The following is a 20,868-nucleotide window of genomic DNA, read 5'->3' on the forward strand; positions in this document are numbered from 1 at the left end:
GGGCGATCTGGGACAACGACGTGCCGGTGCTCTCCGATTTCGCCCGGCGTGCCCAGCGCAACCCCAATGTGCTGTTCGTGGTCTACGACGACGCCCAGGGCCAGCACCTGACCCGCTACCTCAACCGGCAAAACCCGATCAACCAGGCGTTGATGGAGAAGGGGCAGGGCGAGCGGGCGCTGGACAAGGTCATCGAGGCGGCTCGCCGCGACCCGGCGGTGTACTTTGTCGAGGCGTCGATCAACCCGAATGGCGCGGAAATCGGCAAGGTGCTGATGGGGGTTTCCACTGCTGGCGTCGATCAGGAACTGGCGGCCCTCGACCAGCGTTTTGCTGCCTTGATCGCCAGTGGCGAGCAACTGGTGGGTGACAGCCTCAATGGCGCCGCCGCCGACAGTGGCAAGGCCCTGCGTGAACGCCTGGAAACGGCGCAGAGCAGTGCCACCGCCATGCAGGCCAATACCGCGCAGACCGTACGCGAAGCTGCTGCCGAACTGCGTTGGCGCATTGGCCTGGGCCTGGTGCTGGTGGGCCTTGGTGTGTTGCTGGTGGTGGCTGTGGTGCTGGGCCGCCGCGTGCTCAGCAAGCTGCGCCTGTTGATCGATGCCCTGAACGATCTGGCGGCTGGCGAAGGCGACCTGACCAAGCGCGTCAGCCTCGACAGCCGCGACGAGATCGGCGACATGGCTTCGGCGGTCAACCGCTTTGTCGACAAGCTGCAGCCGATTGTGCGTGAGGCCGGCGAGGTGGCGCAGCGTACCGGTGTCGAGATTGGTGCCATGGCCCAGCGCAATGCCGGCGCCGATGCCGCTGCTGCGCTGCAACGGGATGAAGTGGCTGCCAGCCTGCGTGATCTGTCGAGCATGGCCGATGAAGCGCAGGCCGAGAGCCACGCCATGCAGTCGGCCTTGCAGCAAGTGGTAGACATCCGCCAGGCGACGGATGAGAACAGCCGCACCTCGACCCAGCTCGCCGGCTTGATCGAGAGCCTGGCAGGGCAGGTGGAGACCGGCTCCCATGTGATCGAGCGGCTGGCCAAGCAGAGTGAGCAGATCGAGGTGGTGCTGACGGTGATCCACGGTATTGCCGAACAGACCAACCTGCTGGCGTTGAACGCGGCCATCGAGGCGGCGCGGGCCGGTGAGACCGGGCGCGGGTTTGCTGTGGTGGCCGATGAGGTGCGTGCGCTGGCCAGCAAGACGCAAAGCTCGACGGGGGATATCCAGGCGCATATTACCGCGCTGCAAAAGGGCGCCAAGGAGGCGGTGGCGACCATCAGCCAGGCGGGGCTCAAGGCCAGTGAAGGGTTGTTGGTGCTGCGCGAGAACGAGCGCCGCCAGCAGTCGGTGCAGGTGGCGGTGGAGCAGGTGCATGCGGCGATCGGGCTGGCGACGCGCGCGGCAGAACAGCAGGCGCATGGGGCGCAGGCGGTGCGCGGGCGAGTGGAGACCATTCATGCCCAGGCTGAACGGTCGGCTGAGGTGGTGATGCAGACTACGGCCAGCAGCAAGGTGCTGGATGACTTGGCGGCGCAGTTACGGGCTAGCCTGGGGCAGTTCAGGGCTTGAGATGATCGCCGGGCGTCTTTCTGCGCCTATCAGATCGAGCGCCGCCCGCGCGGCGCTCGATTTATGCTGCGATCAATGACTCAAGGCGTACACATCACGCCTTGTTCAAATACATCCGCGTCGTCAGCAAATACACCGGCAACCCCGACACCACGATCAGCAGCGCCGCATAAGGCGCCGCCGCCGCAAACTCGACGTTGGCGGTATGTGCCCAGACCTCGGTGGCCAGGGTGGTCATGCCCGTCGGGCTGAGCAGTAGGGTAGCGGTCAGCTCCTTCATGGCATCGAGGAACACCAGCGCGAACGCCGCCGCCAAGGCCGGGAAGATGATCGGCAGCGTCACCCGGCAAAACGCCGTGAAGCTGCTGGCGCCCAGGGTGCGCGCGGCTTCTTCGAGGGTGGGCGAGGCCTTGTTCAAGGCGGTGCGTACAGGGGCCTGGGCCAGCGGCAGGAACAGTAACCCATAGGCCAGCAACAACAGGGCTGTGGTCTGGTACAGCGCCGGCACGTAGTGCAAGGCGAAGAACACCAGCGTCAGCGCGATCACCAGGCCCGGCAGGGCATGCAGCAGGTAGGGCAGGCGTTCGGCCCAGATCGCCAGGCGGCCTTTGTAGCGCACCACCAGGAAGCTGATCGGCAGTGCCAGCAACACGCACAAGCCCGCGCCGCCAAGCGACACCGACAGCGACGTGAGCAGCGCTTTGGAGATTTCCGCCACCGGGAACGCTGCCGACGAGCCGACACTCAGCCAGTAGCCGAGCATCGCCAGTGGGATGCCGCTGCCCAGTACTGCGAGGGCCACGCAGAACAGCTGCGCCAACGGCGCCCAGCCGCGCAGGCGCACCGGTTGCGCGCGGCGCGCCACGCCTTGGCCGATGCGCACATGGCGGGCCTTGCCGCGCACTCGCAGCTCCAGCCACAGCATGATCAGGCACAGCGCCAGCAGCACGGCCGAGAGCATGGCAGCGTTGGCGTTGCTGAACTCCAGCTCGAACTGCTGGTAGATAGCCGTGGTGAAGGTCTGCAGGCCAAGAATCGACAAGGCGCCAAATTCCACCAGCATGTGCAGGGCAATCAGCAGCGCGCCGCCCAGCATCGATGGCCACAGCAGCGGCAGGGTCACCTTGACGAACACCCCCCAGCGGCTGCAGCCCAGCGTGCGTGCCGACTCTTCAAGCGAGGTGTCGACGTTGCGCAGGGTGGCGGCCACCGGCAGGAACACCAGCGGGTACTTGGACAGGGCCATGACTAGGATGGCCCCGCCGAGGCCTTCGAAGTCCGAGCTCAGCGATACCCAGGTAAAGCTGCTGACGAACGAGGGCACTGCGAACGGCAGGCACAACACCACGCCCCACAGCCGACGGCCCGCCAGGTTGCTGCGTTCGAGCAGCCAGGCCAGGGCCAGCCCGACCACCATGCACACCAGCGTCACCCCGAACATGAGCATCAGGGTGTTGCGCATCAGGCCCCAGACGAACGGGCGCCAGAGCAGGTGCAGGGCCTCTCGCCAGCCTGCTTCCCAGGCCTTGAGGGCGACATACGCCAGCGGCAGCAGGCTCATCGCCACCAGAAACAGCACAGGCAGCACCACCCAGATCGAGGGGCGCTTGCGGCGCGGTACGAAGCGTACCGGCACCGGCTCGGACAGGGCGGCGGTCATCAGAGCAGGCCGACCTCACGTTCAAGCTCAAGCGCTTCCTGGGCGTTGCCAAGGTCGGCCGGCGAGATCTTCGGCGGGCGCAGCTCTTCGAACGGCTTCAAGCCACGGTCGGACACCATACCCTTGTGCAGCGGGTATTCGGCGGTGGTCTGGGTGATCACGCGCTGGCCTTCTTCGCTGGCCATCCAGTTGAGCAGGGCCTGGGCTTCCTTGGGGTGCTTGCTGGCCTTGACCGCCGCGGCGCCAGAGATGGTCACCAGGCCACCGGCATCGCCGTCGGCCAGGTAGTACAGCTTGGAGTCCAGCTTGCCCCGCTCACGCTCAAGGGCATACCAGTAGTAGTTGTTCACCAGCACGGCGGCGACTTCGCCTTTTTCCACGGCCTTGAGCGCCACCATGTTGTTGGTGTAAGTCTTGCCGAAGGCTTTCAGGCCGGTCAGCCACTCCTCGGCAGCGTCACGCCCGTGCATCTTCAGGATGGCCACGGCCTGTTCCTGGAAGGCGCCGCTGGTCGGCACGAAGCCGACGCGGCCGTCCCACTCAGGGTTGGCGAAGTCCATTACCGATTGCGGCAGGTCTTTCTCATCGATTTGCTTGGGGTTGAACACCACGACGCGGGTACGCGCAGTAACGCCCATCCAGGTGCCGTTGGCAGCCACGTATTCCTTGGGCAGCATGTTCAAGGTGGCGTCGTCGATCTTCGCCAGCAGGCCCAGTTCGCCCAGGTTGTTCAGCGGCGGCGACTCTTCGGTGTAGATGACATCAGCCGGCGAGCGCTCGCCTTCTTCGATGATCTGGCTGGCCAGCTGGTTGCTGCTGCCCTTGCGGATATCGATGTGAATGCCGGTCTTGGCCTCGTAGGCCTTGGCGATGGCGTCGCCGATTTCCTTGTGCTGCCCGTTGTACAGGGTCAGTGTTACCGGTGCGTCTGCCATGGCGGCCGGCGCGCCGATCACCAGGCTCAGTACAGCGGCGGCCAGGGTGCGCATCAGCGGTTGCGGACGGATCGTCATGCGGGTACTTCCTCGCTTACGGCTACATATTTGGAAACAATGGTAAACGAAATCGTTTCTCAGGTGGCCGGGTGACAAGAAATTCATCGCGAGACGATCGTCGAGTGGCGGAGTGCGCGAGGGTGTCGTGCGCAAAGGGAAGGGGAAACAGAAAACGCAGGCAAGAAAAAACCCACTAGCAAGCTAGTGGGTTTTTATATGGTGCCCAGGAGAAGACTCGAACTTCCACGACCTTGCGGTCACTGATACCTGAAACCAGCGCGTCTACCAATTCCGCCACCTGGGCAAAGCTTTACATCGTCTGATGAAGGCGACTATCGTTCGCTTTCAAACAGTAGTAATAGATCCTTGGTCATCTATTACTTGATAATACTTGGTGCCCAGGAGAAGACTCGAACTTCCACGACCTTGCGGTCACTGATACCTGAAACCAGCGCGTCTACCAATTCCGCCACCTGGGCACACATTTCGTCGAGGTCACATGATGCTTTACATCGCGTTTCATCTCAACTACAACGTCGTCTGTCCGTCGTTGTGGTGCGCACTATACGGACGGTCCTGGAGGCTGTAAACCCCCCGGTCGAAAAAAATTTCAAAAAATTCAACTTGTTGATTCTTCAGCCCTATTACGGCTTCCTCGACTCATTGCTGGGGGGCTGTCCAAGGCTGACATTTCCGGTTTCAATACGCCTATGCCAGAATTCCTATCTATATACCCCAAGGTGAACCCCTTCTGATGGCCGATTGGCAATCCCTCGATCCCGAGGCCGCTCGCGAAGCGGAAAAATACGACAACCCTATCCCCAGCCGTGAGCTGATCCTCCAGCGTCTTGCCGATCGCGGCGAGCCGGCCGCCCGCGAGGAGCTGGCGGCAGAATTCGGTCTGTACGAGGAAGACCAGATTGAAGCCCTGCGCCGCCGTCTGCGTGCCATGGAGCGCGATGGCCAGCTTATCTATACCCGGCGCGGCACCTATGCCCCGGTAGACAAGCTGGACCTGATCTGTGGCCGCGTTTCCGGCCATCGCGATGGTTTTGGCTTCCTCATCCCCGATGACAAGAGCGACGACCTGTTCCTCAGCCCTTCGCAGATGCGCCTGGTGTTCGACGGCGACCGCGCCTTGGCGCGTGTCTCCGGCACCGATCGCCGTGGCCGCCGTGAAGGTGTACTGGTAGAAGTCATCTCCCGTGCCCACGAAAGCGTGGTCGGGCGTTACTTCGAAGAGGGCGGTATCGGTTACGTAACGCCGGACAACCCGAAGATCCAGCAGGAAGTGCTGGTGACCGCCGGTCGCAATGGCGGCGCCAAGATCGGCCAGTTCGTCGAGATCAAGATCACCCACTGGCCAACCCCGCGCTTCCAGCCGCAGGGTGATGTGGTCGAGGTGATCGGCAACTACATGGCGCCGGGCATGGAAATCGACGTCGCCCTGCGCAGCTACGACATTCCGCACGTCTGGCCCGACGATGTGGTCAAGGAAGCGCGCAAGTTCCGCTCCGAAGTGGAAGACAAGGACAAGGAAAAGCGCATCGACCTGCGCCACCTGCCTTTCGTCACCATCGACGGCGAAGATGCCCGCGACTTCGACGACGCGGTCTATTGCGAGCCATTGGGCAAGCTGCGCATGTTCTCGGGCGGTTGGCGCCTGTACGTGGCGATCGCCGACGTTTCCAGCTACGTGCGCCTGGGTTCTGCCCTGGACGTCGAAGCCCAGCAGCGCGGCAACTCGGTGTATTTCCCCGAGCGCGTGGTGCCGATGCTCCCCGAGGAGCTGTCCAACGGCCTGTGCTCGCTGAACCCGCACGTCGATCGCCTGGCCATGGTCTGCGAGATGACCATCAACAAAGCCGGCCAGATGGTCGACTACCAGTTCTACGAAGGCGTGATCCACTCCCATGCCCGCCTGACCTACAACAAGGTCAGCAGCATGCTCGAGCATTCCCGCACCCGTGAAGGCAAGGCGCTGCGCGAGCAGTACAAGGAAGTCCTGCCAGACCTCAAGAGCCTGTATGCGCTCTACAAGGTGCTGCTGGACGCGCGTCACACCCGCGGTGCGATCGACTTCGAGACCCAGGAAACCCGCATCGTCTTCGGTGACCAGCGCAAGATCGCCGAGATCCGCCCGACCGTGCGCAACGATGCACACAAGCTGATCGAAGAATGCATGCTGGCGGCCAACGTGGCCACCGCCGAGTTCCTGCAAAAGCACGGCGTGCCGGCCCTGTACCGCGTGCACGACGGCCCGCCGCCGGAGCGCCTGGAAAAACTGCGCGCCTTCCTCGGTGAGCTGGGCTTGTCGCTGCACAAGGGCAAGGACCCGTCGCCGAAGGATTACCAGGCACTGCTGGCGAGCATCGCCGAGCGCCCGGACTTCCACCTGATCCAGACCGTGATGCTGCGTTCGCTGAGCCAGGCGGTGTACAGCACCGACAACAATGGCCACTTCGGCCTGAATTACGAGGCGTACACCCACTTCACCTCGCCGATTCGCCGTTACCCGGACCTGCTGGTGCACCGCGCCATTCGCAGCATCATCCGCTCCAAGGTGGATACCCCGCACGTCAAGCGTGCGGGTGCCATGAGCATTCCCAAGGCGCGTATCTACCCGTACGACGAGAACACCCTGGAGCAGCTCGGCGAGCAGTGCTCGATGACCGAGCGTCGCGCCGACGAAGCGACCCGCGACGTGGTCAACTGGCTCAAGTGCGAATACATGAAGGACCGCGTGGGCGAGACCTTCCCGGGCGTGATCACTGCGGTGACCGGCTTCGGGTTGTTTGTCGAGCTGACCGACATCTACGTGGAAGGCCTGGTGCACGTCAGTGCGCTGCCGGGTGACTACTACCACTTCGACCCGGTCCACCATCGCCTGTCCGGCGAGCGTACCGGGCGCAGCTTCCGCCTGGGCGACACCATCGAAGTCAAGGTCATGCGCGTCGACCTGGACGAGCGCAAGATCGACTTCGAAGTCTCCGAGAAGACCCTCAGCGGCCCGATCGGTCGCAAGCAGCGCGGTGCAGCGCCAACCGACGGCAAGGCCGAGCCGCAGCAGCCGGCCACCGAAGCGAAAGCCACGCCCAAGCCGCGCAGCCGCAAAAGCGAGGCTTCCGAGGCTTATTTCCCGAAAGATGCCGTGCAGCGTAACGCTGAGGTGCGCAAAAGCCGCGAGATGAAGAAGGCGTTGATGACCGACGCGCGCAGCACTGCCGGCAGCAAGTCGGAGAAGGCTGGCAAGCCATCCGGCAAGCCGACCAAGCATCGCAAAGGCCCGCCGAAGTCCGGTGCGCCCCGCAAGAGCAAGAGCAAGTCATGAGTCAGCTGGAAAAGATCTACGGCGTACACGCCGTGCAGGCGTTGTTGCAGCACCACCCCAAGCGGGTCAAGCAGGTCTGGCTGTCGGAGGGGCGTAGCGAGCCTCGCCTGCAGAAGCTGCTGGAACTGGCCGCGGAAAACCGCGTGGCGGTCGGCCAGGCCGAGCGCCGTGAGCTGGATGCCTGGGTCGAAGGTGTGCACCAGGGCGTGGTCGCCGAGGTCAGCCCGAGCCAGGTGTGGGGCGAGTTGATGCTCGAAGAGTTGCTTGAGCGCACCGAAACGCCGCCGCTGATCCTGGTGCTGGACGGTGTCACCGACCCGCACAACCTCGGCGCCTGCCTGCGCACCGCCGATGCCGCCGGTGCCACGGCGGTGGTGGTGCCCAAGGACAAGTCGGCGACCCTGACGCCGGTGGTGCGCAAGGTTGCCTGCGGCGCTGCGGAAACAATCCCGCTGGTGGCCGTGACCAATTTGGCGCGTACCCTTGAAAAGCTTCAGCAACGTGGGCTGTGGGTAGTTGGCACGGCTGGCGAGGCTGAGCAGGAGATCTACCAGCAGGACCTGACCGGGCCTCTGGTGATGATCATGGGGGCAGAAGGCAAAGGTATGCGCCGCCTGACCCGTGAGCATTGCGATTTTCTGGTCAAGTTGCCGATGGGCGGTAGCGTCAGCAGCCTGAACGTTTCGGTGGCGACCGGCGTTTGCCTGTTTGAGGCAGTGCGCCAGCGTCAAGCCAAGCGCTGATATTCAGTCTGTGCTGGCCTCTTCGCGGGGCAAGCCCGCTCCCACAGGATTACTGCAATGGCTGAGGCTGCAGTAGGCCTGTGGGAGCGGGCTTGCCCCGCGAAGGGTTGGTGAAGGCAAAATATGTTTCCGGCTGTTCAAATAATCGCCAATCACCTTGCTTGTGCGCCACGCCTTCTCTACAATTGCGCCCCTTGCCGAGCTGGCAGGCGCTCATGTGCCTCCCCTCCATGGCAAGACATACAGTGTCATTCACTCCTTGTCTGACCAGCGTTCTGGCAGACTACTAACCCGTAAGGAGCATTCATGCGTCATTACGAAATCATCTTTCTGGTTCACCCGGACCAGAGCGAGCAAGTCGGCGGCATGGTTGAGCGTTACACCAAGCTGATCGAAGAAGATGGTGGCAAGATCCACCGCCTGGAAGACTGGGGCCGTCGTCAACTGGCCTACGCAATCAACAATGTTCACAAGGCTCACTACGTGATGCTGAACGTTGAGTGCACCGGCAAGGCCCTGGCCGAGCTGGAAGACAACTTCCGCTACAACGATGCCGTGATCCGTAACCTGGTCATCCGTCGCGACGAAGCCGTAACCGGTCAGTCCGAGATGCTCAAGGCAGAAGAGAACCGCAGCGAGCGCCGTGAGCGTCGTGAGCGTCCTGAGCATTCTGACTCCGCCGAAGGCGATGACAGCAATGACAGCGACTCCAGCGATAACGCTGACGAGTAATCCACGGACCTTTTGAGGAGCCTATTACATGGCACGTTTCTTCCGTCGTCGTAAATTCTGCCGCTTCACTGCTGAAGACGTGAAAGAGATCGACTTCAAAGATCTCAACACCCTGAAAGCTTACGTATCCGAAACCGGCAAGATCGTTCCAAGCCGTATCACCGGTACCAAAGCTCGTTATCAGCGTCAGCTGGCTACCGCTATCAAGCGCGCCCGCTTCCTGGCCCTGCTGCCCTACACCGACAGCCACGGCCGCTGAGACCGGGTCGTCGACAAGCAGTAAGGGATAAAGCATGCGAGCGTTAGCTGATTTCATCATGCGCGGTCGTGTGCAGGCCACCCTGGTGGTGGTCATCAGTGCAGTGTTACCGCTGTTGTTCTGGTTGAGTGCCGCTGCCGGGAGCCTCGTGCTTCTGCGGCGCGGGTTCAAGGATGCTTCAACGGTCATCGCGTTCGGGCTTTTGCCGGCGGTGGCCATCTGGGCCTTTGGCGACCCAAGCACCTTGCTGGTGCTGTTGGGGACGCTGGGGCTGGCCGCCTTGTTGCGTGCCGGGCATTCCTGGAGCCGGGTGTTGATGTCCAGTGTTGTGCTGGGGCTGGTCTACAGCCTCATCCTGGACACGGTACTGCGTGAAACCTTCGAGGTGTTGGCCAAGGCGCTTGTACAAGCCCTGCCACAAATCGAAGGCAAACCGGTGATCCCCGGTGAGCTGATCGGCCCTGTGCTGGTCGCTTCAACGGCGGTGATGCTGCAGCTGTTCAGCGTGCTGGCTTTGATGCTGGCGCGTTATTGGCAGGCTGCGTTGTACAACCCTGGAGGCTTCGGTCGCGAGTTTCGCGCCCTGAAGTTGCCGCGGGTCACCATGCTGACGCTGGTGGCACTGATGGTGCTGGGTCCGTTCATCGGGCCGCAGTTCATCGTCCTGGCCTCTGCATCCAGCCTGGTGCTCGTCCTGGCCGGCATCGCCTTGATGCATGGGCTGGTGGCACAGGGCCGACTGGCTGGTTTCTGGCTGGTGGGCATGTACGTGACGCTGCCGCTGATCATGCAGCTGATTTATCCGTTGCTCGTGGTTTTGGCCATTGTCGACAGCCTGATTGATTTTCGCGGTCGCAAGTCCCCTGAGGGGAATGACTCCGCGAACGGTGAAGGTTAAAAGTTAAGAGGTTTTACCAAATGGAACTGATCCTGCTGGAAAAAGTCGCTAACCTGGGCAACCTGGGCGACAAAGTAAAAGTTAAGGCTGGTTACGGCCGTAACTTCCTGCTGCCATTCGGCAAGGCCACCGTTGCCAACGCCGCCAACCTGGCTGCGTTCGAAGAGCGTCGCGCCGAGCTGGAAAAAGCAGCTGCTGACCGTAAAACATCGGCTGAAAGCCGCGCTGCCCAACTGGCCGAGCTGGAAGTGACCATCACTGCCACCGCTGGCGACGAAGGCAAGCTGTTCGGTTCGATCGGCACTCACGACATCGCTGACGCCCTGACCGCCTCCGGCGTTGAAGTGGCCAAAGCTGAAGTGCGTCTGCCGAACGGCACCATCCGTCAGGTTGGCGAATACGACGTGGCCGTGCACCTGCACAGCGACGTTGAAGCCACCGTACGCGTGGTCGTCGTAGCTGCCTAAGCTGCGCTGACTGGCTGGCCGTCCGCGGCCCAGCCGGTTAACATCGGGCACGGTCCTGTCTTCTACAGGCCGTGCCCTTTGTCTTTTTCGTCCCCCAGAATCCTTTCGTGGCCATGAACGAGATCACCACCTCCGAACAGCTCGACCTGCAAACCGCAGCCCTCAAGGTGCCGCCGCATTCCATCGAGGCCGAACAGGCCGTGCTCGGTGGCCTGATGCTGGACAACAACGCCTGGGAGCGGGTACTGGATCAGGTCTCGGATGGCGATTTCTATCGGCATGACCACCGCCTGATCTTCCGCGCCATCCACAAGCTGGTCGACCTGAACCACCCGTTCGACGTGGTCACGTTGCACGAGCAGTTGGACAAGGAGGGCGTGTCGTCGCAAGTCGGCGGCCTCGCCTACCTGGCGGAGTTGGCCAAGAACACCCCGTCGGTGGCCAACATCAAGGCCTATGCCGCGATCATTCGCGAGCGGGCCACGCTGCGTCAGCTGATCAGCATCAGCACCGACATCGCCGACAACGCCTTCAACCCGCAAGGGCGCAACGCCGAAGAAATCCTCGACGACGCCGAGCGGCAGATCTTCCAGATCGCCGAGGCGCGGCCGAAGACCGGCGGCCCGGTGGGGGTCAACGAGCTGTTGACCAAGGCCATCGACCGCATCGACACGCTGTTCAACTCCGACAGTGACATTACCGGTATTTCCACCGGTTACACCGACCTGGATGGGAAGACCAGCGGCTTGCAGGCGGCCGACCTGATCATCGTTGCCGGCCGTCCGTCGATGGGCAAGACCACCTTCGCCATGAACCTGGTCGAAAACGCCGTGCTGCGCAGCGACAAGGCGGTGCTGGTGTTCTCCCTCGAGATGCCAGGCGAATCGCTGATCATGCGTATGCTCTCGTCGCTCGGGCGCATCGACCAGACCAAGGTGCGTTCCGGCCAACTGGACGACGACGACTGGCCGCGCCTGACCTCGGCGGTCAACCTGCTCAACGACCGCAAGCTGTTCATCGACGATACCGCCGGCATCAGCCCGTCGGAAATGCGTGCGCGTACCCGCCGCCTGGCTCGCGAGCACGGTGAGATCGGCATGATCATGGTCGACTACCTGCAGTTGATGCAGATTCCGGGCTCTTCCGGTGACAACCGAACCAACGAGATTTCCGAGATCTCCCGCTCGCTCAAGGCCCTGGCCAAGGAATTCAACTGCCCGGTCATCGCCCTGTCGCAGCTCAACCGCTCCCTGGAGCAGCGGCCGAACAAGCGCCCGGTGAACTCCGACTTGCGTGAATCCGGTGCAATCGAGCAGGACGCCGACGTGATCATGTTCGTTTACCGTGACGAGGTGTATCACCCGGAGACCGAGCACAAGGGCATTGCCGAAATCATCATCGGTAAACAGCGTAACGGCCCCATCGGTTTCATCCGCCTGGCCTTCATCGGCAAGTACACCCGCTTCGAGAACCTTGCGCCGGGCATGTACAACTTCGACGACGACGAATAACAACCCTGTGGCTCGGGCTTGCCCGGCCCCACGGGGTTATTCGTGTTGCAAATGAATCCGACAACCACCGTCGGATTTGATCAAAATTTGTGCTATATTCCGCGCCCGCGATTTCCCTGAACACCAGAACCGGTCACTGACATGCAAGCAGCCAAACCACTCTACGACTATCCCAAGTACTGGGCCGAATGCTTCGGGCCAGCACCGTTCCTGCCCATGAGCAGGGAGGAGATGGATCAGCTCGGCTGGGATTCCTGCGACATCATCATCGTGACCGGGGATGCCTACGTCGACCACGCGTCGTTCGGCATGGCCATCATCGGCCGCCTGCTGGAAGCCCAGGGCTTTCGGGTTGGCATCATCGCCCAGCCGAACTGGCAGTCCAAAGAAGACTTCATGAAGCTGGGCGAGCCGAACCTGTTCTTCGGCGTCGCGGCCGGCAACATGGACTCGATGATCAACCGCTATACTGCGGACAAGAAGATCCGCTCCGACGACGCCTACACCCCTGGCGGCATGGCCGGCAAGCGCCCAGACCGCGCCAGCCTGGTGTACAGCCAGCGTTGCAAGGAGGCCTACAAGCACGTGCCGATCGTGCTCGGTGGCATCGAGGCCTCGCTGCGCCGTATCGCCCATTACGATTACTGGCAGGACAAGGTCCGCCACTCGATCCTGATCGACGCCAGTGCCGACATCCTTTTGTATGGCAACGCCGAGCGGGCGATCGTCGAAGTCGCCCAGCGCCTGTCCCAGGGCGAGAGCATCGAGCACATCACCGACGTGCGCGGTACCGCGTTCGTGCGCCGTGACACGCCCCAGGGCTGGTTCGAGATCGACTCCACCCGCATCGACCGCCCAGGCCGGGTCGACAAGATCATCAACCCCTACGTCAACACCCAGGACACCCAGGCCTGCGCCATCGAACAGGCCAAGGGCGACGTGGAAGACCCGAACGAAGCCAAAGTGGTGCAGATTCTCGACAGCCCGGGCATGACCCGTGACAAGTCGGTGATTCGCCTGCCGTCGTTCGAAAAAGTGCGTAACGACCCTGTGCTGTACGCCCACGCCAACCGCGTGCTGCACCTGGAAACCAACCCAGGCAACGCCCGCGCCCTGGTGCAGAAACATGGCGAAGTGGACGTGTGGTTCAACCCACCACCCATCCCCATGACCACCGAAGAAATGGACTACGTGTTCGGCATGCCCTACGCGCGTATCCCGCACCCGGCCTATGGCAAAGAGCGCATCCCGGCCTACGAGATGATCCGCTTCTCGGTGAACATCATGCGCGGCTGCTTCGGTGGCTGCACCTTCTGCTCGATCACCGAGCACGAAGGGCGGATCATCCAGAACCGCTCCCACGAATCGATCCTGCACGAGATCGAGGAGATGCGTGACAAGGTGCCGGGCTTCACCGGCGTGGTCTCCGACCTCGGCGGCCCGACTGCCAACATGTACCGCATCGCCTGCAAGAGCCACGAGATCGAGAAGCACTGCCGCAAGCCGTCATGCGTGTTCCCGGGTATCTGCGAGAACCTCAACACCGACCACAGCTCGCTGATCGAGCTGTACCGCAAGGCGCGTGCCTTGCCGGGCGTGAAGAAAATCCTGATCGCCTCGGGCCTGCGCTACGACCTGGCGGTGGAATCGCCGGAGTACGTCAAGGAGCTGGTCACCCACCACGTGGGCGGCTACCTGAAGATTGCCCCCGAGCACACCGAGCGTGGCCCGCTGGACAAGATGATGAAGCCGGGTATCGGTTCCTACGACCGCTTCAAGCGCATGTTCGAGAAGTACTCGAAAGAGGCGGGCAAGGAGCAGTACCTGATCCCGTACTTCATCGCCGCGCACCCGGGCACCACCGACGAAGACATGATGAACCTGGCCTTGTGGCTCAAGGGCAACGGCTTCCGCGCCGACCAGGTACAAGCCTTCTACCCGTCGCCCATGGCGTCGGCCACGGCCATGTACCACTCGGGCAAGAACCCGCTGCGCAAGGTGACCTACAAGAGCGAAGGGGTCGAGATCGTCAAGAGCGATGAGCAGCGCCGTCTGCACAAGGCGTTCTTGCGCTATCACGATCCGAAGGGCTGGCCGATGCTGCGCGAGGCGCTGGAGCGCATGGGCCGCGCCGACCTGATCGGGCCGGGCAAGCACCAGCTGATCCCGTTGCACCAGCCGCAGTCCGACAGCTACCAAAGTGCCCGGCGCAAGAACTCGACCCCAGCTGGCAGCCACAAGGTGGCCAAGGAACAGAAGATCCTGACCCAGCACACCGGCCTGCCACCGCGCGGCAGCGATGGCAGCAAGCCGTGGGACAAGCGTGAGAAGGCCAAGGCCGATGCGTTTGCCCGCAACCAGCAGGCGGCCAAGGAGCGTAAAGAAGCGGCCAAGGGCGGCAAGGGTGGCAAGAAGCCGCGTCAGCCTGTCATTCCGCGCTGAGTGATTCATTGCGGGGCTGCAAAGCAGCCCCAAAATGCCAAGCTCAATCAGGCTGCTTGTCGACCCACTTCGGCACCACCGGCGCAACGAACTCGTTCATCCCGTCCAGCAGCGCATCCGGCTGCTGACCCAGCAGCAACATGGCCCGATGCTGCGGCCGCACGAAACCTTCTTCGACGATATGGTCGAGGAACCCGCCCAGCTTTTCATAGAAGCCATTGACATCGAGCAGGCCCAGCGGCTTGGCGTGATAGCCCAGTTGCCCCCAGGTCCACACCTCGAACAACTCCTCCAGCGTACCCAGGCCACCCGGCAGTGCAATGAACGCATCGCTGAGTTCGGCCATGCGTGCCTTGCGCGCATGCATGCCATCGACCACTTCCAGGCGGGTCAGGCCTTTGTGGCCGACCTCGGCGTCCAGCAGGCTTTGCGGGATGATCCCGACCACTTCGCCACCTGCGGCCATGGCAGCGTCGGCGACGATGCCCATCAAGCCGACCGCGCCACCGCCATACACCAGGGTCAGGCCGCGTCGGGCGATGGCCTGGCCAAGGGTGACGGCCGCTTCACGGTAGGCAGGGTTGGCGCCGATGCTGGCGCCGCAGAAGACACAAACGGAACGTACAGGCATTGCTCATCTCCAGTCACTCAGGGTGACAGGGTACGGCGCCTGCCTGGCACTTCCAAGGCCGCTTTCACTCCGGCCGGGAGAATTCACAGACGGCGCCAGTGGCGCCTTGGGCATAGGCGGCGAGCAGACTGTTCAGAAAGCTGGACATGGGCATTTGGTATTGCTCCTAAATGAGAGGTTGTCCCATCGTCTATTAAAAGGGCATGATGTGCCCTTAGATTGGTTGTATACAATCCATTGAACAATTCAACTGGCTGGCCACTTGACACCCCCTTGACCCATATCATCAAGGGGCTGAACGGTTTCAGGCAGTCTCGCAATTGATAAAACCCTGCCAAGGAGATTCATGATGTTTGCGAAAGCTGTAGCGGTATCCCTGCTGACCCTCGCCAGCGCCTCTGTCTTCGCCGCCGAGTGCTCGGTAACTGTCGACTCGACCGACCAGATGTCCTTCAATACCAAGGAAATCACCGTCGACAAGAGCTGCAAGGAATTCACCGTCAAACTGACCCACTCCGGCAACCTGCCGAAGAACGTCATGGGCCATAACCTGGTGATCAGCAAGACTGCCGACATGCAGGGCATTGCCACCGAAGGCATGACTCAAGGCCTGGATAAGGACTACATCAAGGCCGACAACGCCGGCATCATCGCTCACACCAAGATGATCGGCGCGCCAGAGAAAGAAACCGAAGTCAAATTCGACGCTACCAAGCTGGAAGCCGGCGGCGACTACAGCTTCTTCTGCACCTTCCCGGGCCACATCTCGATGATGAAGGGCAAGGTCATCGTCAAGTAAGGACGATGGCGTAGAGGGGAGGGCTTAGCCCTCCATTCGCGGGGCAAGTCGGATCGCCGCACCGCCGCTCCCACAGGTCTGATGCCAGTGGGGCGGCGGTGCGGCGATCCGACTTGCCCCGCGAAGCTTTTACGGGGCGAACGGCAGTTCGCGCTTGTGCTGGGTCTTGCGGTAGGTGGCGACGATGATGTCGAACGCTTCCTGCTCGACCGGCTCACCCTGTAGGAATGCATCGATCTGCTGGTAGGTCACGCCATGTGACGCCTCGTCCGGCTTGCCCGGCGCCAGGTCTTCCAGGTCCGCTGTCGGGACCTTCTCCACCAGCGATTCCGGCGCACCGAAGCTGCGTGCAATCGCCCGCACCTGGTGCTTCACCAGCCCGCTCAGCGGTGCCAGGTCGCACGCGCCATCACCAAACTTGGTAAAGAAGCCCATCACTGCTTCGGCCGCATGGTCGGTACCGATCACCAGGCCCGCGCGCGCGCCAGCGATGGTGTACTGCGCGACCATGCGCGTGCGTGCCTTGATGTTGCCGACAACGAAGTCCACCAGGGTCGGCGACCCCCCTTGCAGCGCCTCGGTTTCGGCCGCCAGTGCACGCACGGCGGGTGCGATGTCGACGGTGTGCACTTCATCGGCGTTGATCACCTCCAGGCAAGCCTGGGCGTCGTGCTCGTCATGCTGCACCTGATAGGGCAGGCGCACGGCAATGAAGCGGTAGGCCGCATCGCCCGTTTCGGCACGCAGCTCGTTGATCGCGCGCTGGGCGAGCAGGGCGGCGGTCAGGGAATCGACGCCCCCGCTGATGCCCAGTACCAACGTCTTGAGCCGGGCATTGGCCAGGCAGCCCTTGATGAACACCACGCGCCGGGCCACTTCCTGGTCGAGCGCGGCAGCATCGGCGAACGGCGGCTGCACCTTGAGCGCTTGGGCAATCTCTCGCTGAACGGCTTGCATGGGTTACTCCTTGCTGGGGATTTTGAAAACGTGGCGCATGTAGGCAACGAAGTTTTCGTCGCGGCATTGGGTCTTGGCCGCCTCGTCGGAGATTTTCGCCACCGGCGAGCCGTTGCAGTCGGTCATTTTAAGCACGATGTTCATCGGTGCCACACCCGGGATGTCGCAGGTCAGGTTGGTGCCGATGCCGAAACTGACGTTGATGCGCCCGCGCAGGGCGCGGAAGATTTCCAGCGAGCGGGTCAGGTTCAGGCCGTCGGAAAACACCAGGGTCTTGGTCATGGGGTCGATGCCCAGCTTCTGGTAATGGGCGATGGCCTTTTCCGCCCAGGCCACCGGCTCGCCCGAATCGTGGCGCAGGCCGTCGAACAGCTTGGCGAAGTACAGATCGAAGTCGTTGAGGAAGGCGTCCATGGTGATGCAGTCGGTCAGGGCGATGCCCAGCAGGCCACGGTACTCGCGCACCCAGCAGTCCAGCGCGGCAATCTGGCTGTCGATCAGCCGCGGCCCAAGCTGTTGATGGGCCATGAACCATTCATGGGCCATGGTGCCCAGCGGCTTGATATCCAGTTTCCATGCCAGGTCGACGTTGCTGGTGCCGACGAAGCGGGCCGGGAAGTCATCGCGCAGTACCCGCACCACCTCTTCCTGCACGCGGCTGGAGAAGCGCCGACGGGTGCCGAAGTCGGCCACCTGCAGGTCGGCCAGCTCATCTTCGCTGGCATGCGCACGCAGCCAGTCGAACTTGCGGTACAGCTGGTCACGGGCATCGGCCAGGCGCATGTGCGGGTGCAAGTGGCGGTTGCGTACTTCGCTGATCATGGCCAGCAAGGGCACTTCGAAGAGGATCACGTGCAGCCAGGGGCCACGCAGGCGCAGGTACAGCTGATCGTTTTCGATGCCGATGCGCACGTAGCGCAGGTTGAAGCGGAACAGCCGCAGAAAGCGCAGGAAGTCGGGCTTGAGGAAGCTGATACGTTCTAGAAAGGCCAGTTGGCCGTCATCCAGGGTCAGCTCGCTGAGCCGTTCGAGCTGGTTGCGGAGCTCGCCGAGGTAAGGGCGCAGGTCTTCGCCGTTGCGGCAGCGGAATTCCCATTCCACGTCGGCGTCCGGGTAGTTGTGCAGCACGCCCTGCATCATGGTGAGTTTGTAGAAGTCGGTGTCGAGCAGGTTGTGCACGATGCGCTCGGCGAATGCGCTTTCGCTCATCAAGGGTGGCTCCAGAAGCGGCGAATGGCGGCCATTGTGCCACAGGTACTGGGATGAACTGGCTGGCAGTGGGGCGGGTTTACCCGCGAAGAGGCCAGCACCGGCAAAACAGGTGTTTTTCCGTGCACCAGCTAGCCTTCAAACGGTGCTGCCTGTAGCAGTCGCGCACCAGCGGTGTGCACTTCGGTGACGTCCGCTGTTACAGGGCGGTTGCACGTAAACACTTGCCAGGGTTGCAATGATGGCACTCGACGGTTGCTACTTGTCTGTACGTGTGGTGGCGCCTGCCGCAGGGCAGACGGTTGCACGCTCAATAAAGAAAAGGCCGTCGGTCGCCTGCTGGCGACCTTCACAGTGTGTTTTCCCGGAAGACAAAACCAATGGCACGGCCCTTGCTCAGAGCACAGGGTTGAGAAGTTGTAGTGCCAACCAAAAAAAACTCTAGGAGCACCACCTCATGTCGCAGACGTTTTACAAGAAAGGTTTCCTGGCACTGGCCGTAGCTACGGCACTGGGTGTTTCTTCGTATGTTCAGGCCGACGTAAAGATCGGCGTCGCGGGCCCGATGACCGGTGCCAACGCAGCGTTTGGCGAGCAGTACATGAAAGGTGCCCAGGCGGCAGCCGACGTGATCAACAAAGCCGGTGGCATCAACGGTGAGAAGATCGTCTTGGTGGCGGGTGATGATGCTTGCGAACCGAAGCAGGCCGTGGCCGTGGCCAACCGCCTGGCCGATCAGGACAAGGTGATCGGCGTGGTGGGCCACTTCTGCTCTTCGAACACCATCCCGGCGTCCGAGGTGTATGACGAAGCGGGCATCATCGCCATTACCCCGGGCTCGACCAACCCGCAAGTGACCGAGCGCGGCCTGAACGCCATGTTCCGCATGTGTGGCCGTGACGACCAGCAGGGCATCGTGGCCGGTGACTATATCGTCGATGTGCTCAAGGGCAAGAAGGTTGCCGTCGTGCACGACAAGGACACCTATGGTCAGGGCCTGGCCGATGCGACCAAGGCGCAGTTGGAGAAGCGCGGCGTCAAGCCTGTGCTGTACGAAGGCCTGACCCGTGGCGAGAAAGACTTCAGCGCGTTGGTGACCAAGATTCGCTCTACAGGTGCCGATGTGGTCTATTTCGGCGGCCTGCACCCGGAGGCCGGGCCACTGGTACGTCAAATGCGCGAGCAGGGCCTGAAGGACGTCAGGTTCATGTCCGATGACGGCATCGTCACCGACGAACTGGTAACCACCGCAGGCGGCGCCCCAAATGTCGACGGCGTGTACATGACCTTCGGCGCCGACCCACGTCTGCTGCCCGACAGCAAAGCCGTCGTGGAAGAGTTCCGCAAGAACGGTACCGAGCCTGAAGGTTACACCCTGTACGCCTATGCCTCGCTTCAAGCGCTGGCCGCCGCGTTCAATGGTGCCAAATCGAACAAGGGCGAAGACGCTGCCACATGGCTCAAGGCCAACACGGTCAAGACCGTCATGGGCGATAAAAAGTGGGACAGCAAAGGCGACCTGACGGTCTCCGACTACGTGGTCTACCAGTGGGACAAGACCGGTAAATACCACCAGCTGGAAAAACAAAAATAATAACGGCTACCGGCCCGGGTGCGCATTGCCCCGGGCCGCAGCCCCGCAGTACCTGTCTTTATCCGTAGATCTGCACAGTTCTGCGCTGCGAGGGCCGCTGCATTCATGGCCCGCCGTGGACGGCGCTCGTGCAATCTCAATCAGGTGAGATTGCGTTATGGATGGTATTTTTCTGCAGCAACTGGTCAACGGCCTGACCCTCGGGTCGGTCTATGGCCTGATCGCCATCGGCTACACAATGGTCTATGGCATTATCGGCATGATCAACTTCGCGCACGGCGAGGTGTATATGATTTCCGCGTACCTCGCGGCAATCAGCCTGGCATTGCTGGCCTATTTCGGCGTCGAGTCGTTCCCGCTGCTCATGCTGGGCACGCTGTTGTTCACCGTCGTCGTCACGGGCGTTTATGGCTTTACCATCGAACGCATCGCTTACAAGCCCCTGCGCAACTCCACCCGCCTGGCACCGCTGATCAGTGCCATCGGTATTTCGCTGATCCTGCAGAACTACGCTCAGATCAGCCAGGGCGCTCGCCAGCAAGGCGTGCCGACCCTGCTGGAAGGCGCCATGCGCATCGAGGTCGGCACCGGCTTCGTGCAACTGACCTACACCAAGATCTTCATCCTGATTGCCGCGTTCGTAGGCATGGGCCTGCTCACCTACGTGATCAAGTTCACCAAGCTCGGCCGCATGTGCCGCGCCACGCAGCAAGACCGCAAGATGGCCTCGATCCTGGGCATCAACACCGACCGGGTGATTTCCTACGTGTTCGTCATCGGTGCGGTAATGGCCGCCCTGGCGGGCGTGCTGATCACCATGAACTACGGCACCTTCGACTTCTACGCCGGCTTCATCATCGGCATCAAGGCGTTCACGGCGGCGGTACTGGGCGGCATCGGCTCGCTCCCGGGGGCCATGCTTGGCGGCATCATCCTGGGCATTTCCGAGTCGCTGTTCTCTGGCCTGATCAACTCCGACTACAAGGACGTGTTCAGCTTCTCGCTGCTGGTGCTGATCCTCATCTTCCGTCCCCAAGGCCTGCTGGGTCGCCCGCTCGTGGCTAAGGTGTGA

At 62.2% G+C, this 20,868-nt stretch carries 17 protein-coding genes, 2 tRNA genes and 1 pseudogene; 13 read left to right on the plus strand and 7 right to left on the minus strand.

What is annotated here, in order from left to right:
* Positions 1 to 449: 449 nt before the first annotated feature.
* Together DJ563_RS23545 and DJ563_RS23550 are read left to right on the plus strand one after the other, a co-directional pair.
* Positions 450 to 710, plus strand: a pseudogene (locus tag DJ563_RS23545) (HAMP domain-containing protein); the annotation flags it as partial.
* Between the two features lie 69 nt (positions 711 to 779).
* Positions 780 to 1,568 carry a methyl-accepting chemotaxis protein gene (locus DJ563_RS23550; protein WP_434519745.1) on the plus strand — a complete coding sequence of 263 codons (789 nt, stop codon included), beginning with the start codon at positions 780 to 782 and terminating at the stop codon, positions 1,566 to 1,568.
* Positions 1,569 to 1,662: 94 nt separating this feature from the next.
* On the opposite strand, the gene DJ563_RS23555 is transcribed toward DJ563_RS23550, so the two are convergent.
* From DJ563_RS23555 to DJ563_RS23570, 4 genes are all read right to left on the minus strand, one after another.
* Positions 1,663 to 3,228, minus strand: a complete 1,566-nt coding sequence (locus tag DJ563_RS23555; RefSeq protein WP_033701803.1) for an ABC transporter permease — start codon at positions 3,226 to 3,228, stop codon at positions 1,663 to 1,665.
* Positions 3,228 to 4,241, minus strand: coding sequence for an extracellular solute-binding protein (locus tag DJ563_RS23560; protein WP_434518419.1), 1,014 nt, complete (start codon positions 4,239 to 4,241; stop codon positions 3,228 to 3,230). Before DJ563_RS23560 ends, DJ563_RS23555 begins: the two co-directional genes overlap by 1 nt.
* A gap of 199 nt (positions 4,242 to 4,440) precedes the next feature.
* Positions 4,441 to 4,527 (minus strand) — tRNA-Leu (locus DJ563_RS23565).
* 88 nt (positions 4,528 to 4,615) lie between these two features.
* Positions 4,616 to 4,702, minus strand: a tRNA-Leu gene (locus DJ563_RS23570).
* Between the two features lie 275 nt (positions 4,703 to 4,977).
* On the opposite strand from DJ563_RS23570, the gene rnr reads away from it, so the two are divergent.
* The 8 genes from rnr to DJ563_RS23610 all read left to right on the plus strand — a co-directional run bounded on the left by rnr (position 4,978) and on the right by DJ563_RS23610 (position 14,606).
* Positions 4,978 to 7,554: a ribonuclease R gene (rnr, locus tag DJ563_RS23575; protein WP_274098731.1), complete on the plus strand. Its 2,577-nt coding sequence runs from the start codon at positions 4,978 to 4,980 to the stop codon at positions 7,552 to 7,554.
* Positions 7,551 to 8,297: a 23S rRNA (guanosine(2251)-2'-O)-methyltransferase RlmB gene (gene rlmB / locus DJ563_RS23580; protein ID WP_274098732.1), complete on the plus strand. Its 747-nt coding sequence runs from the start codon at positions 7,551 to 7,553 to the stop codon at positions 8,295 to 8,297. Before rnr ends, rlmB begins: the two co-directional genes overlap by 4 nt.
* A gap of 306 nt (positions 8,298 to 8,603) precedes the next feature.
* Positions 8,604 to 9,029 carry a 30S ribosomal protein S6 gene (rpsF, locus tag DJ563_RS23585; RefSeq protein WP_033701800.1) on the plus strand — a complete coding sequence of 142 codons (426 nt, stop codon included), beginning with the start codon at positions 8,604 to 8,606 and terminating at the stop codon, positions 9,027 to 9,029.
* A 28-nt stretch (positions 9,030 to 9,057) separates the two neighbouring features.
* On the plus strand, positions 9,058 to 9,288 hold the full coding sequence (rpsR, locus tag DJ563_RS23590; RefSeq protein ID WP_003249563.1) for a 30S ribosomal protein S18: 231 nt from the start codon (positions 9,058 to 9,060) through the stop codon (positions 9,286 to 9,288).
* Positions 9,289 to 9,322: 34 nt separating this feature from the next.
* Positions 9,323 to 10,186, plus strand: coding sequence for a hypothetical protein (locus tag DJ563_RS23595; protein ID WP_274097485.1), 864 nt, complete (start codon positions 9,323 to 9,325; stop codon positions 10,184 to 10,186).
* Positions 10,187 to 10,206: 20 nt separating this feature from the next.
* A complete protein-coding gene (gene rplI, locus DJ563_RS23600; protein ID WP_033701798.1) occupies positions 10,207 to 10,653 on the plus strand; it encodes a 50S ribosomal protein L9 in 447 nt (148 codons plus the stop codon).
* Between the two features lie 113 nt (positions 10,654 to 10,766).
* Positions 10,767 to 12,164 carry a replicative DNA helicase gene (dnaB, locus tag DJ563_RS23605; protein ID WP_186652730.1) on the plus strand — a complete coding sequence of 466 codons (1,398 nt, stop codon included), beginning with the start codon at positions 10,767 to 10,769 and terminating at the stop codon, positions 12,162 to 12,164.
* A 141-nt stretch (positions 12,165 to 12,305) separates the two neighbouring features.
* Positions 12,306 to 14,606: a YgiQ family radical SAM protein gene (locus DJ563_RS23610; RefSeq protein WP_274097486.1), complete on the plus strand. Its 2,301-nt coding sequence runs from the start codon at positions 12,306 to 12,308 to the stop codon at positions 14,604 to 14,606.
* Between the two features lie 43 nt (positions 14,607 to 14,649).
* On the opposite strand, the gene DJ563_RS23615 is transcribed toward DJ563_RS23610, so the two are convergent.
* The gene (locus DJ563_RS23615) at positions 14,650 to 15,237 is read right to left on the minus strand and encodes a TIGR00730 family Rossman fold protein (RefSeq protein ID WP_434518420.1); all 588 of its coding nucleotides are present in this window, start codon (positions 15,235 to 15,237) and stop codon (positions 14,650 to 14,652) included.
* A 349-nt stretch (positions 15,238 to 15,586) separates the two neighbouring features.
* Between DJ563_RS23615 and azu the strand changes: the two genes are divergently transcribed.
* The gene (gene azu, locus DJ563_RS23620; RefSeq protein WP_274097487.1) at positions 15,587 to 16,036 is read left to right on the plus strand and encodes an azurin; all 450 of its coding nucleotides are present in this window, start codon (positions 15,587 to 15,589) and stop codon (positions 16,034 to 16,036) included.
* A gap of 129 nt (positions 16,037 to 16,165) precedes the next feature.
* Here the strand turns inward: azu and nadE are convergent, their stop codons facing one another.
* Entirely contained in the window at positions 16,166 to 16,993 is an 828-nt protein-coding gene (gene nadE / locus DJ563_RS23625; RefSeq protein WP_434518421.1) for an ammonia-dependent NAD(+) synthetase, read from the minus strand.
* A gap of 3 nt (positions 16,994 to 16,996) precedes the next feature.
* A complete protein-coding gene (gene pncB / locus DJ563_RS23630; RefSeq protein ID WP_434518422.1) occupies positions 16,997 to 18,202 on the minus strand; it encodes a nicotinate phosphoribosyltransferase in 1,206 nt (401 codons plus the stop codon).
* A gap of 457 nt (positions 18,203 to 18,659) precedes the next feature.
* On the opposite strand from pncB, the gene DJ563_RS23635 reads away from it, so the two are divergent.
* A complete protein-coding gene (locus DJ563_RS23635) occupies positions 18,660 to 19,796 on the plus strand; it encodes a branched-chain amino acid ABC transporter substrate-binding protein (protein ID WP_434518423.1) in 1,137 nt (378 codons plus the stop codon).
* Positions 19,797 to 19,953: 157 nt separating this feature from the next.
* Positions 19,954 to 20,868 carry an ABC transporter permease subunit gene (locus tag DJ563_RS23640; RefSeq protein WP_033701789.1) on the plus strand — a complete coding sequence of 305 codons (915 nt, stop codon included), beginning with the start codon at positions 19,954 to 19,956 and terminating at the stop codon, positions 20,866 to 20,868.

Origin of the sequence: Pseudomonas sp. NFX1, assembly GCF_051123555.1 — a bacterium.
GTDB lineage: Bacteria > Pseudomonadota > Gammaproteobacteria > Pseudomonadales > Pseudomonadaceae > Aquipseudomonas > Aquipseudomonas capeferrum.